This window comes from Amycolatopsis silviterrae (assembly GCF_042684085.1).
Classification (GTDB): Bacteria; Actinomycetota; Actinomycetes; order Mycobacteriales; family Pseudonocardiaceae; genus Amycolatopsis; species Amycolatopsis silviterrae.
In genome coordinates, this window is the sequence record NZ_JBHUKS010000026.1 from 174,467 (window position 1) to 189,033 (window position 14,567).

4 protein-coding genes (1 of these 4 cut by a window edge) are annotated in these 14,567 nt (G+C 72.7%); 2 read left to right on the top strand and 2 right to left on the bottom strand.

What is annotated here, in order from left to right; translation table 11 throughout:
- Together ACFSVL_RS32225 and ACFSVL_RS32230 are read left to right on the top strand one after the other, a co-directional pair.
- Positions 1 to 12,044, top strand: partial view of an SDR family NAD(P)-dependent oxidoreductase gene (locus ACFSVL_RS32225; protein WP_378309495.1) — the 3' portion only. 262 nt of this gene lie to the left of the window's left edge; the window shows 12,044 of its 12,306 coding nt (coding positions 263-12,306); the start codon falls outside the window, past its left edge; its stop codon occupies positions 12,042 to 12,044.
- Entirely contained in the window at positions 11,956 to 13,212 is a 1,257-nt protein-coding gene (locus ACFSVL_RS32230; protein ID WP_378309496.1) for an activator-dependent family glycosyltransferase, read from the top strand. Before ACFSVL_RS32225 ends, ACFSVL_RS32230 begins: the two co-directional genes overlap by 89 nt.
- Here ACFSVL_RS32230 and ACFSVL_RS32235 read toward each other — a convergent pair.
- Positions 13,192 to 13,626: a hypothetical protein gene (locus ACFSVL_RS32235; RefSeq protein WP_378309498.1), complete on the bottom strand. Its 435-nt coding sequence runs from the start codon at positions 13,624 to 13,626 to the stop codon at positions 13,192 to 13,194. The two genes, ACFSVL_RS32230 and ACFSVL_RS32235, sit on opposite strands and share 21 nt — an antisense overlap.
- Positions 13,623 to 14,549: a diiron oxygenase gene (locus tag ACFSVL_RS32240; RefSeq protein ID WP_378309500.1), complete on the bottom strand. Its 927-nt coding sequence runs from the start codon at positions 14,547 to 14,549 to the stop codon at positions 13,623 to 13,625. Before ACFSVL_RS32240 ends, ACFSVL_RS32235 begins: the two co-directional genes overlap by 4 nt.
- Positions 14,550 to 14,567: the final 18 nt, after the last annotated feature.

Below are 14,567 nucleotides of genomic sequence, written 5' to 3' on the forward strand. Positions count from 1 at the left end.
CCGGCACGAGCTACACGCGCCACGGCGGCTTCCTGCACGACGCGGCGATGTTCGATCCCGGCCTGTTCGGCGTGCCCCCGCGCGAGGCGCTGGCGATGGACCCGCAGCAGCGGCTGATGCTGGAGACGGCCTGGGAAGCGTTCGAGAACGCCGGCCTCGACCCGCTTTCCTTGCGGGGCAGCGAAACCGGCGTCTTCACCGGGGTGATGTACCAGGACTACGCCGGCCGCCTGCACCGGATCCCGGACGGGTTCGAGGGACAGCTCAGCATCGGCAGTTCGCCCAGCGTCGTGTCCGGCCGGGTGTCCTACACCTTCGGCCTCGAAGGCCCGGCGGTCACCGTGGACACCGCGTGCTCGTCGTCCTTGGTCGCCCTGCACCTGGCGAGCCAGTCCCTGCGCCGCCGGGAATGCGCGCTGGCACTGGCCGGCGGCGTGGCGGTGATGGCCGCGCCGGGCACTTTCATCGACTTCAGCCGGCAGGGCGGGCTTTCGCCGGACGGCCGGTGCAAGGCGTTCGCGGCCGCGGCGGACGGTGCCGGATTCGCCGAGGGCGCCGGGGTGCTGGTGGTCGAACGGCTGTCGGACGCCCGGCGCAACGGCCATCCGGTGCTCGCGCTGGTGCGGGGGAGCGCGGTGAACCAGGACGGCGCGAGCAGCAGGCTGACCGCGCCGAGCGGACCGGCGCAGCAACGCGTGATCCGCCAGGCCCTCGCCGACGCGCGGCTCACGCCCGCCGACGTCCAGGTGGTCGAGGCGCACGGAACCGGCACCACCCTCGGCGATCCCATCGAGGCGCACGCCCTGCTGGCGACCTACGGGCAGGACCGGGCCGAGCCGCTGTGGCTGGGTTCGGTCAAGTCCAACCTCGGGCACACCCAGGCGGCCGCCGGGGTGGCGGGCGTGATCAAGATGGTCATGGCCATGCGGCACGCCACGCTGCCGAAAACCTTGCACGTGGACCGGCCGTCGGCGCAGATCGACTGGTCGGCGGGCGCGGTCGAGCTGCTGACCGAACCGCGCCCGTGGCCGGATCCGGTCCGGCGGGCCGCGGTCTCGTCGTTCGGCGCCAGCGGCACCAACGCGCACGCGATCCTGGAACACGCTCCTCCTCTGGAAGAAACCGGCGGCCGGGTCCGGTTCGCCGGGCCGGTGCCGTGCTTGCTGTCCGCACACAGCGCGGCGGCGTTGCGTGCCCAGGCCGAGCGGCTTTCGGCGCACCTGGCCGGTACCGACGCCGACGTGCTGGACGTCGCGCACACGCTGGCGGGCCGGGCGATGCTAGGCGAGCGGGCCTTCGTGGTCGCCGGCGACCGGGACGCCTTGATCTCCGCCCTCGACCGCGTCCAGGGCGAGGCAACGACCGAGGCCGGAGTCGCGTTCCTGTTCTCCGGCCAGGGATCCCACCGGGCGGGCATGGGACGTGAGCTGGCCGCGACGTTCCCGGTCTTCGCCCGCGCCTGGGACGAGATCGGTGCTCATCTCGACCTCCGGACCGACGCCGGGTCGCTGGAGCAGACCGGGTTCGCGCAGCCCGCGCTGTTCGCGCTCGAGGTCGGGCTGTTCCGGTTGCTGGAGTCGTGGGGACTGCGCCCGGACGCGATGCTGGGCCATTCGGTCGGCGAGATCGCGGCGGCGCACGCGGCGGGCGTGCTGTCCCTTGTGGACGCTTGTGCGCTGGTGTCCGCGCGGGGCAGGCTGATGCAGGAACTCCCCGCGGGCGGGGCGATGGCGGCGGTGCGGGCCACCGAGGAGGCGATCCGGCCGCTGCTGGGCGAGGGTGTCGAAATCGCGGCGGTCAACGGTCCGTCGTCGGTGGTGCTCTCCGGGGACGAGGACGCTGTGCTGGCGCTGGCCGCGCGGTTCGAGGACTCGAAGCGGCTGCGGGTGAGCCACGCGTTCCACTCGGCGCGGATGGAGCCGATGCTGGCGGAGTTCCGCCGGGTCGTCGAGGGCCTTTCCTTCCGGCAGCCCGGGATCCGGATGGTGTCCGGTGAGGTCACGGACCCGGAGTACTGGGTGCGCCAGGTCCGTGAACCCGTCCGGTTCGCCGACGGGATGCGGGCACTGCTGGACCTGGGTGTCCGGTCGTTCGCGGAGCTGGGGCCGGACGGGGTGCTGTCGGCGATGGGCCAGGACTGCGTGGGTGAGACGGACGCGGCTCTGGTGCCGGTCTTGCGCCGGGACAGTCCGGAGCCGCATTCGGTCGTCGCCGCGGTGGCCCGGCTGCACTCGCGGGGTGTCCCGGTCGACTGGACGAAGTACTTCGCGGACACCGGGGCGCGCAAGGTGGAGCTGCCCACGTATGCGTTCCAGCGCACCCGGTACTGGCTCGACGCGCCCGAGGAAGCCGACGACGTCGCTTCGGTCGAGCTGGCCGGGGCCGACGGTCTGCTGCTGACGAAGAAGGTGTCGCTGCGGTCGCATCCCTGGCTGGCCGACCACGTCGTGCTGGGATCGGTGCTCCTGCCCGGCACCGCGTTGCTGGAGCTGGCGATGCAGGCCGGGGACCGGGCGGGCTGCGGCCGGGTCGGCGAACTCACCCTGCACGCCCCGGTCGTCCTGCCCGCCGCCGGCGAGGTCGAGCTGCAGGTGCGGGTGGACGATCGGCGAGCGCTGAACCTCTACTCCCGCAACGGCTCCGACTGGATGCACAACGCCAGCGGCGTGCTGTCCGATGGCGTGTCCGAGAATTTCCGGCTCACCGACTGGCCGCCATCGGAGGCCGTCGCTCTCGACGTCGACGGCCACTACGAACGACTCGCCGACGCTGGATTTCGCTACGGGCCCGCGTTCCGGGGTTTGCGGGCGGCTTGGCGGCGCGGCGACGAAGTGTTCGCCGAAGTCGCGGTGCCGGACGCCCGTCTCCCGGCGGTGCTCGACGCTGCTCTGCACGCGATCGGGCTGGGTCCGCTCGGCGACTCGGGCCTCGCGCAGCTGCCGTTCGCCTGGCACGACGTCGAGCTGTACGCCACCGGCGCTTCGGCGATCCGTGTCCGGATCACCACGGCCGGACCCAGTGCGGTCGCCCTTGAGATCGCCGACAGCACCGGGCTTCCGGTGGCCTCGATCGGCTCGCTGACCCTGCGACCGGCCACCCCGGCCACGAAGCACGACAGCATGTACCGAGTCGAGTGGGTTCCGGTGCGGGCCGGATCGCCCGCCACGGACGTGGTTCTGACCCGCTGCGAGACCGGAACCGACCTTCCCGAGGGAGGAGGACAGGCGGCCCGCCGCGCGCTGGAGCGGGTGCAGCAGTGGCTCGCCGAAGAGCGGCCGGAACGGCTCGCGTTCGTCACCGAGGGTGCGGTGGCCGTCGGCGGCCAGGACATCACGGACCTGGTGAACGCTCCGGTGTGGGGCCTGCTGAGGTCCGCGCAGACCGAGCACCCGGACCGGTTCCTGCTGGTGGACGTCGACGACGACCCGGAGTCGGAGCGGCTGCTGCCGGAACTCCTCGGCTCCGGCGAACCGCAGCTGGCGATCCGCGCCGGGATCGGTTACGCGCCGAGGCTCACCCGGTTCGCCACCGGCAGCAGGCGGCTCGACGTCTCCGCGCCGGGCACGCTGGACGGCCTCGCGTGGGTCCCGGCGCCGGAGGCGGAGCGGCCGCTCGGCCCCGGCGAGGTGCGCGTCGAGATGCGTGCCGCGGGCGTGAACTTCCGCGACGTGCTGGTCACCCTCGGCATGTACCCGGGCAAGGCGGCGATCGGCTGCGAAGGGGCCGGGGTGGTCCGCGAAGCCGGTCCGGCCGTGACCCGGTTCCAGCCGGGCGATCGGGTATTCGGCCTGTTCGCGGGCGCTTTCGGCCCGCTCGCCGTGACCGATCAGCGGCTGCTGGCCCCGGTTCCGGCCGGCTGGACGGACGAACAGGCCGCCGCGGTGCCGCTGGTGTTCCTGACCGCCTACTACGGACTGCACGACCTCGCCGGGCTCCGGGCCGGGGAGCGGGTGCTCGTGCACGCGGCGGCGGGCGGGGTCGGGATGGCGGCGGTGCAACTGGCCCGGCATTTCGGCGCCGAGGTGTTCGGCACCGCCGGTCCTGGCAAGCAGGCAGCGTCCACTTTGGACGACGAGCACTTCGCGTCGTCGCGGGAGCTGGGCTTCGAGGAGAAGTTCGGCGGCGAATTCGACGTCGTGCTCAACTCGCTGGCCCGCGAGTTCGTGGACGCGTCGCTGCGGATGCTCAAGCCCGGCGGCCGGTTCCTCGATATGGGCAAGACCGACATCCGTGCCGAGGCCAAGCATCCCGGCCTCCTCTACCGCGCCTTCGACCTGTTCGAAGCGGGCACCGACCGGCTCGGCGAAATGCTCGGCGAGATCGTCGGCCTGTTCGACCGGAGTGTGCTCAGCCACCTGCCCGTGACCGCCTGGCCGCTCGGGCGGGCCGGGCAGGCGTTCCGGTTTCTCGCGCAGGCGAAGCACGTCGGCAAGGTCGTGCTGACCGTCCCGGAACCGCTCGACCGCGACGGTGCGGTGCTGATCACCGGCGGCACCGGGGCGCTGGGCAGCCTGGTCGCCCGGCACCTGGTGACCAAGCACGGCTTCCGGCACCTGGTGCTGGCCAGCCGCCGCGGCGAAGCCCCCGAGCTGTGCGCGGAACTGACCGCGCTCGGCGCCGAAGTCACCGCGGTCGCCTGCGATCTGGCCGACCGCGCGGCCGTCGCGCGGATGCTGGCCGCGATCCCGCACCGGTTGACGGCGGTGGTGCACGCCGCCGGAGTTCTCGACGACGCCACCGTTTCCGCTTTGACGCCGGGACAGCTCGACGAGGTGCTGCGGCCCAAGCTCGACGCCGCCTGGCACCTGCACGAGCTGACCTCGGACCTCTCGGCGTTCGTGCTGTTCTCCTCGGCGGCCGGGGTCCTCGGCGGTCCGGGCCAGGCCAACTACGCGGCGGGCAACGCCTTCCTGGACGCCCTCGCCCAGCACCGCCGGGCCAACGGCCTGCCGGGCGTGTCCCTGGCTTGGGGGTACTGGGGGCAGTCCGGCGGCATGACCGGCCAGCTGGACGAACGAGATCGCGCGCGCATCGCCGGATCGGGCATCGCGGCCCTGTCCGAGGAGGAAGGGCTGGCCCTGTTCGACGCCGCGCTCGGCACGGAAGAGGCGGCGCTGGTCCCGGTCCGGTTCGACGAGGCCGCGTTGCGTTCGGAGTCGCCGTTGCTGCGGCGTCTGGTGCGGAGCCAGCCTCGCCGCGCCGCCGCGGAAGCCTCAATGTCCACTGTGGACAGCTCGGAGCCCGCGCTGCTGGACCTGGTGTGCGAGCACGCGGCGATGGTGCTCGGGTTCGGCTCGGCGGCGGAGATCGACCGCGGCAAAGCCTTCCGGGACCTGGGTTTCGACTCGCTCACCTCGGTCGAGCTGCGCAACCGGCTGGCCGCCGCCACCGGTCTGCGGCTGCCGTCCACGCTGGTGTTCGACCAGCCGACCCCGGCGGCGCTGGCCGCGTTGCTGCAGCAGGAACTGCGAGGCGGACAGACCGAGACGGCGCCCGCCGTCCGGGCAGCGGCCGCCGACGAGCCGATCGCCATCGTGTCGATGGACTGCCGGCTGCCCGGCGGGGCGGACTCGCCCGAGGACCTGTGGGAGCTGGTCGCCTCCGGCCGGGACGCCGTCGCGGGGTTCCCGGCCGACCGCGGCTGGGACCTCGGCGCCCTTGGCCCCAGCGGGGGCGGGTTCCGGTACGACGCCGCCGAGTTCGACGCGGGCTTCTTCGGGATCTCGCCGCGCGAGGCGCTCGCGATGGACCCGCAGCAGCGGATGCTGCTCGAAGGATCGTGGACGCTCTTCGAACGGGCCGGGCTGGATCCCGCGTCGCTGCGCGGCGCGCCGGTCGGCGTCTACGTCGGCGCGATCAACAACGGCTACGCCGAAAGCATGGGCAGCGCCCGCGAAAGCGTCGAAGGCTACCTGTCTACTGGCACGATGAGCAGCGTCGCCTCGGGACGGCTGGCTTACACGTACGGGTTCGAAGGCCCGGCGATCACCGTGGACACCGCGTGCTCGTCGTCCCTGGTGGCGATCCACCTTGCGGCACAAGCACTCCGCCAGGGTGAGTGCTCGCTGGCCGTGGCGGGAGGGGTGACCGTCTCGGCGACCCCGGACATCTTCCTCGAGTTCGGCAAGCAGCAGGCGCTGTCCGCGGACGGCCGGTGCAAGGCGTTCTCGGCGGACGCCGACGGGTTCGGGGTGGCCGACGGGCTCGGCCTGGTGCTGCTCGAACGGCTCTCCGACGCCCGCCGCAACGGCCACCGGGTGCTGGCGGTGCTCCGGGGGAGTGCGGTCAACCAGGACGGGGCCTCCAACGGCCTGACCGCGCCGAGCGGGCCCGCGCAGCAACGGGTGATCGGCCGGGCATTGGCGAACGCGGGCCTGCGACCGTCCGAAGTGGACGTTGTGGAGGCACACGGAACGGGCACCCGGCTCGGCGACCTGATCGAGGCGCAGGCGCTGTCGGCGGCGTACGGGCCGATCCGGGTGGGCTCGGTCAAATCCAACATCGGGCACGCCCAGGCGGCCGCAGGTGTGGCCGGGTTGATCAAGATGGTGCAGGCGCTGCGTGCGGGGGTGCTGCCGAAGACCCTGCACGCCGACACCCCGCTGCCAGAAATGGCGGAGCTGCGGTTGCTGCGCGAGCCCCAGGACTGGCCGGACACCGGAAGGCCGCGCCGGGCCGGAGTGTCGTCGTTCGGGATCAGCGGCACCAACGCGCACCTCGTGGTGGAACAGGCCCCCGTCGAAGACCCGCCCGCTCCGGTCGCTCCGGCGCTGGTGCCGTGGGTGGTGTCGGCCCGCAGCGCGCGGGCGCTGGCGGCTCGGCTGGACCAGCTGCGGTCGCACGTGCTGGCGCACCCCGGGCTCAGTCCCGCCGACGTCGGCTTCAGCCTGGCGACCGGCCGGTCGGCGATGCGGCACCGGTCGGTGGCGATCGGCGAGACCAGCGAGGAACTGCTCGCGCACCTCGGCGCGGTGACCGGGGACGCGCCGGCGTCGACCGGGGCGGTCTTCGTGTTCCCGGGCCAAGGCTCGCAGTGGACCGGGATGGCGACGGAATTGCTGGAGTCCTCGCCCGTGTTCGCCGAGCGGATGCGGGAGTGTGCGGCGGCCATCAGGTCCATTTCGGACATTGACGTCCTGGCCGCGTTGCGGGACGAATCGGCGCTGGAGCGGGTCGAGGTCGTGCAGCCCGCGTTGTTCGCGGTGATGGTGTCGCTGGCGCAGCTGTGGCAATCCTGTGGGGTACGGCCGGCGGCGGTGATCGGCCACTCGCAAGGCGAGGTCGCGGCCGCCTGCGTGGCCGGTGCGTTGTCCCTCGCCGACGCCGCCCGGGTCGTCGTGACGCGCAGCCGGTTGTTCGCGGAAACTCTGGCGGGCAAGGGATCCGTGCTCGCAGTCGCCCTTTCCTCGGAGCAGGTCACGCACCGGCTGGCCCGGTGGGACGGCCGGCTGTCGGTGGCCGGGATGAACGGGCCCGCGTCGTCGACGGTGTCCGGCGACCTGGCCGCGCTGGCCGAGTTCGCCGGCGAATGCGCGACGGCCGGGGTGCGCACCCGGATGGTGCCCAGTGCGATCGCGTCCCATTCGGCGCAGGTGGACGGGATCCGCGACCGGCTGCTGACCGCATTGGCCGAGGTGACCCCGCAGGCCGCCGAGGTGCCGTTCTACTCCGCGGTCACCGCGTCCCTGTCCGACCCGGCGGCCCTGGACGCCCGGTACTGGTTCCGCAACGTCCGCGAGCCGGTGAACTTCGAAGGCGCTGTCCGAGCGGCGATGGCCGACGGGCACACCGTGTTCGTCGAGTCCAGCCCGCATCCGGTGCTCACGATGAGCATCGCCGATATCGGAGCCGTCGCGATCGGTTCGCTTCGCCGCGGCGACGGCGGGCTCAAGCGGTTCCTGACCTCGCTGGCCGAGGCCCACGTCCACGGGGTCGACGTCGGCTGGGAGTTCCCGGCCGGAGCCAGCCTCGTCGACCTTCCGACATACCCCTTCGAGCGCGAACGGTACTGGCCGGACGGCACCTCCTCGGCCGACGTGCGGTCGGCCGGCCTGGACGCCGCGGACCACCCCTTGCTCGGCGCGACCGTGACCCTGGCGGAGTCCGACAGCGTCGTCTGCACCGGATTGCTGTCGCCGGGGACCCAGCCCTGGCTGGCCGACCATGCGGTGTCCGGCACGGTGCTGTTCCCCGGCACGGGCTTCGCCGAGCTGGCCAGGCACGCAGGCGACCAGGTCGGCTGCGGCACGGTCGACCGGCTGACCCTGACCGCGCCGCTCGCCCTGTCCACTGCGGACAGTGTCCAAGTGCAGGTCACCGTAGGCGCGCCGGATCCGTCCGGGGCCCGGCCGGTGTCCGTCCACTCCAGACGGACGGACACCGATTCCTGGACCCGGCACGCCACCGGAGCCGTGACGTCCGAGCCGCCGCGATCCTTCGAGCTGACCGACTGGCCGCCCGCCGACGCGGTCGAGCTGGACCTGGACGGGCTCTACGAGCGCCTGGCCGAGGCAGGCCTGGCCTACGGAGAAGCGTTCCGCGGACTGCGCGCGGCCTGGCAGCGCGGCGACGAGCTGTTCGCCGAGGTGTCGCTGCCCGCCGAGATCCGCGACGCGGGCCGCTACGGCCTGCACCCGGCCGCCTTCGACGCCGCACTGCACGTACTGGGAATCGCGGCCAAGGACACGCTGCTGCCGTTCGAGTGGTCCGGGATGTCGTTGCACGCCAACGGTTCATCGACGCTCCGCGTACGGCTGGCTCCGGCGGGAACCGACGCGTTCTCGATGGAACTGGCCGACGCCACGGGTTCGCCGGTGGCGTCGGTGGAGTCGCTGTCGTTCCGGCCGCCCACGGGCGTGCGACCGGACTCGCTCTACCGGCTGGACTGGGCGCCGGTGCGGGCTGCCGGTCCGGCGGCCGAGGTCGTCTTCACCGAGGACTTCGGCGGTGCCGCGGACGCGCTCGGCCTGATGCAGTCCTGGCTGGCCCGGGAGACCCGCGCGCGGCTGGTGTTCGTCACGAGGTCGGCAGTGGCGGCGCGGCCGGGCGAGGACGTGCCCGACCAGGTTCGTGCCCCGGTCTGGGGGCTGGTGCGGTCCGCGCAGGCGGAACATCCGGAGCGGTTCGGCCTGCTGGATCTGGACGGAGACCTGCCGGAGCGCGCGGTCGCCGCGGCTTTCGGCGCCGGCGAGACGCAGCTGGCGGTCCGCGGCGGCGAACTGCTGGCGCCCCGGCTGGAACGGGTCGCCGACGAGCCGCCGCCTGCTGGCTCCTGGCGGCTGCACAGCGGCAACGGCGCCCTGCGAGACCTGTCGTTCGCCAGCGCGCCGGAGGCGGAGCGACCGCTGGCCGCCGGTGAGGTGCGGGTCGCGGTCCGGGCGGCCGGGATGAACTTCCGGGACGTGATGGTCGCGCTGGGCCTGGTGGCCGAGGGCGACCGCGCGATCGGAGCCGAAGCCTCGGGAGTGGTCGTCGAGACCGGCGCGGACGTCACGGGCCTGGTGCCGGGCGACGCCGTGCTGGGCCTGTTCTCCGGCGCGTTCGGCCCGGTGGCGGTCACCGACCACCGGATGCTGGCCCCGCTCCCGGAAGGCTGGTCCTGGGCCGAGGCCGCGGCGGTCCCGGTCGCGTTCCTGACCGCCTGGTACGCGCTCACCGACCTCGCCGATGTCCAAACAGGACAGTCGGTGCTGATACACGCCGCGGCCGGCGGGGTGGGCATGGCCGCCGTGCAGATCGCCCGGCACCTGGGAGCGGAGGTGTACGCGACGGCGAGCCCGGGCAAGTGGGACACGCTGCGCGCGCTGGGACTGCCCGACGACCATATTGCCTCGTCCCGGGACCTCGGCTTCGCCGCCAAGTTCCCGCAGGTCGACGTCGTGCTCAACTCGCTGGCGAACGAATTCGTCGACGCCTCGCTCCGGCTGCTGCGGCCGGGCGGCCGGTTCCTGGAGCTGGGCAAGACCGACCTCCGTGAACCAGCCGGAGTCGCCTACCGCGCGTTCGACCTGGCCGAAGCCGGACCTGGGCGGATCAGCCGGATGCTCGCCGACGTGCTGGAGCTGTTCGGGACGGGACAGCTGGTTCCGTTGCCCGCCAGGCTGTGGGACGTCCGCCAGGCGCGGGAGGCGTTCCGGTTCATGGCGCAGGCCCGGCACGTCGGCAAGGTGGTGCTGACCGTGCCGCCGCCGCTCGATCCGGAGGGCACGGTGCTGATCACCGGGGGCACCGGCACGCTCGGCCGGCTGATCGCCCGGCATCTGGCGGCCGAATACGGCGTGCGGCACCTGGTGCTGACCGCGCGCCGCGAGGACCACCCGCCGGTCGACGTGGACGCCGAGGTGGTCGTCTGCGACGTCGGCGACCGCGCCGACCTGGAACGGCTGCTCGCGCGGATCCCCGCCGAACGCCCGCTGACCGCGATCGTGCACGCGGCCGGAGTGCTGGACGACGGCGTCGTCGAGTCGCAGACACCGGACCGGCTGGACCGGGTTTCCCGGCCGAAAGCCGAAGCGGCCCGGCATCTGCACGAGCTGACCCGCGACCTGGACCTGGCCGCGTTCGTGCTGTTCTCCTCCAGCACCGGCGTCCTCGGCTCCGCTGGACAGGGCAACTACACCGCGGCTAACTCCGCGCTGGACGCGCTCGCGGCGCACCGGCAGGCGCGAGGACTGCCCGCGGTCTCGCTCGCCTGGGGCCTCTGGGCGGACGAAAGCGGGATGACCGCCACCGCGGACACCGCGCGACTGGCCCGATCCGGAGTCACCGGTCTGTCCGCCGCCGAAGGGCTGGCGCTGTTCGACGCCGCGCTGGCGACCGGCCTGCCGCTGGTGATTCCCGCGAAGCTGGCGCCGCGAGCGAGGGCGCCACGACCAGCTGTCCGGTCCGATGTGGACGGTCTCAGCCGCCGGTTGGCCGCGATGCCCGTGGCCGAAAAGGAGAAGACCCTGGTAGAGCTGGTGCGCGGCCACGCGGCCGCCGTGCTCGGCCACGCCGGGCCCGAAGCGGTGGCGCCGGAGCAGGAATTCCTGGCGGCCGGATTCGACTCGCTGACCGCGATGGAGCTGCGCAACAGCCTCAACGCGGCGACCGGCCTGCGGCTTCCGGTCAGCGCGGTGTTCGAGCACCGCACCCCGGCCGGGCTCGCCGGCCGCCTGCTGGCCGAAGTCGGCGCTGGGACACCGGCGCCGACGGACCTGCTCGGCGACCTGTTCCGCCAAGCCGTCGCGGACGGGCGCATGCCGGAAGCCCTCGAGCTGATCAAGGCGGCCGGGAGCTTGCGGCCCGCCTTCGGCACGGCGGCGCAGTCCCCGCGACCGGTGCCGCTGGCCGCCGGGCCGAAGCCGACCGGCCTGCTCTGCTTCCCGTCGCCGATGGTGATGGGCGGGGTCCAGCAATACGCCCGGCTGGCCGCGCACTGGCGTGACGTGCGGGAGGTCCGGGCGGTGCCGGTGCCGGGCTTCGCCGACGGAGAACCGCTGCCGGCCACAGTGGACGCGCTGGCCGCCGTGCTGGCCGAAACCGTGCTGAGCCAAGGCGATCCGCGCGCACAGGTGCTGGTGGGCTACTCCTGGGGCGGCCTGCTCGCGCTGGCCGCCGCGAACGCGCTGGAGCAGCGAGGCATCGTGCCCGCCGGGGTGGTCCTGCTCGACACGCACCTCGGCGAGGCCGGCGAGCTTTTCGGGAACCTGCTGCCGGAACTGCTGTGGCGAGAACCGCTGTTCGGCCCGTTCACCGGCACCCGGCTGTCGGCGATGGGCCAGTACCTCCGGCTGTTCGGCGGGCACCGGCCGCCGGAGACCGCCGCACCCGTTCTTTTCCTGCGGCCCGAGGGCTCGGCCGGCCTGACGCCGGGCTGGCAGGCCGTGGCGGACGTGCCCGGCGACCATTTCACGATGGTTCAGGAGCACGCCGGCGACACCGCGCAAGCGATCGAAAAATGGTTGGGAGAGCTGGATGAAGGTTCTGTTCACGACGTTCGCGGCGAGCGCGCACCTCTACAACCTGGTGCCGATGGCGTGGGCGCTGCGCGCGGCCGGGCATGACGTCCGGGTCGCCGCCCAGCCGGATCTCACCGACGCCATCGTCGGCAGCGGATTGCCGGCGGTGCCGGTCGGTCCGGCGCTGGACCTGGGCGGGCTGAGCCGGGCGGCTCAGGAACGGCCCGCGAACACGACTGTCTTCGGCTCGGAGTTCGACATCACCGAGACCCGGGAAGACCGGCTCACCCTGGACTACGTGCGCGGCGTGTTCTCGACGTGGCGCTCGATCGGGCTGGAAAAGCTCGCTCGCGACGCGGTGCTCGACGACCTGGTCGGGTTCGCGCGGTCCTGGCAGCCGGATCTGGTTGTGTGGGACGCGTTGACGTATATGGGCCCGATCGCCGCGCGGGCCTGTGGCGCGGCGCATGTGCGGATGCTGTTCGGGCTCGATCACTGGGCCCGCATGCGCGGTCTGTTCACCGAGCTAGGCGGTGCCGGGGGTGAGGATCCGATGGCGGAGTGGTTGTCGGGCAAGCTGGAGCGGTACGGCTGCGTGTTCGACGAGGAGTTGGTCCTCGGGCAGCGGACGCTTGACCCGTTGCCGCCGTGGACCCGGTTCCCGGTCGGGGTGGATTACCTTCCGGTGCGGCATGTGCCGTACAACGGTCCGTCGACGGTGCCGTCGTGGCTGTCCGAGCCGCCCTCGCGGCGGCGGGTCTGCGTCACTCTCGGCCTTTCCCGGCGCGATCTGTGGGGTACGGACCAGTTCTCGGTCAGCGACCTCTTCGACGCGGTGGCCGGTCTGGACGTCGAGGTGGTCGCGACGTTGACCGCCCGGCAGGCCGAGTCAGCCCCGGCAGTGCCGGACAACGTCCGCTTGTTCGATTTCGTCCCGCTGGACGCGCTGCTCCCGACGTGCGCGGCGGTGGTCCACCACGGCGGCGCGGGCACGCTCGGGAACGCGGTGGTGTACGGGGTGCCGCAGCTGGTGATCCCGGGCAATCTGTGGGACAAGGCGGGTTTGGCGGACCTGCTGGCCGGGCAGGGAGCGGGTCTGGTGCTCGACCACGAGCAGGTCACCGCCGATCGGCTCCGGGCGCAGTTGCTGCGGCTGCTCGACGAACCGTCGTTCGCCACGTCTGCGGAGAAAACGCGCGCGCAGGTGCTGGAAACCCCCGCGCCTGCCCGGATCGTGCCGGAGCTGGAACGGCTAGCGGGCGTCCAGCACTGACGGCTGCTGCTCGGCGGCGGAGACACCCCAGAACAGGGGAGCGGCGCCGTCGAGCAGCAGTCCCGCCGCCCACCTCGGCTCCACCAGCAGGACGTCGCTGTCGCATTCGACGGTCCACTGTGGACAGCAAGCCAGCAGGACGAGCAGGTCGCTATCGGCCTCGGGCACGACATCGGGTTCGGTGACCACCGCCAAGGTCACCGTGGCCGCCAGCGGATGTCGCGTTCGCAGCGACAGACCCAGCGGATGCGGGGCGAGGTCGAAGGCGAGGCTCCCGTCCAGCTCCCGCGCCTTGACCAGCCATCGAGTCAGGACACCGGCCCACTGCGCGGTCGAGCCGGTGGCGAACCGGGCTGGCTCGGACTCGGCAGCCAGCGGCACGGACAGCAGCGCCAGCAGGCAGTCCCGGATCATGCGAGCAGTCCAGCGTCGAGAAAAGCCTGCGCCACCGGAGGATCCGCGAACACCCCGTTGTCCCGGAGCATCCGCAGCGTCGGCTTCGCGTTGCGCAGCATGCCGTCGCGGGTCCGCTCCGACGCGGACATCCCGGCCACGATCCGCGCCGGGTCGGCGAAGTCGCCGGGCATGCTCCGCAGCACGCTGAGCAGCGCGGGTTCGTCCGGCCAGAGGAACGCGTGGATCACCCGGGGCAGCAGCCCGCCGATCTTGCGGCGCAACGGAAACGGCATGCGCGGCCACAGCAGTTCGAACAGCTGCCGGAAGAACGCGTGGTGCAGGCCCTCGTCCGCGGCGTGGTCGCGCGCGAGTTCGCGAACGGCAGGCTGCACGGACGGATCCTTCGGCAGCTTGGTCAGCGTGCCGGTGATGAGAGTTTCCGAAACGATCGCGAAGAACAGCTTGACCAGCGGCCGGTACACGGGCAGTTCGGCCGAGTACAGCGCGGCGAGTTCGGTCAGGAACCGCGGCCGGTGGTCGATCGGGACCACCCCGGTCTCGGCGAGCACCGCCGACTTCAGCTTGTTCGACATCTCCGCGTGGCCGGCTTCGTCGGTGTAGATCCGCAGCACGTCGTCCTTCATCGGGGCGGGCAGCCACGGCAGGAAGCCCGGCGACCGCAGCAGCGCGCAGATCTCGTTGACCGGCCCCATTTCCAGCCGGACGGTGAACTCCAGGTGCAGGTACAGGCTGTGGACGAGGAGCGCCGAACGGACGTCGTCGGAGGCCGCGCGCACTTCCGGGCAGGCCGACAGCGGGCACAGTTCCGGGGAGAAGTAGTGCCCGCCCGCGGTGAACGGGGAGTCGCGGCGGGGCTTGGAGCGCACCCAGGACCGCCGGTCCCACTCGGTGAACCTGGACCGGTATTCGCCTGGCGTCAACGGATTCACCTCCACTCA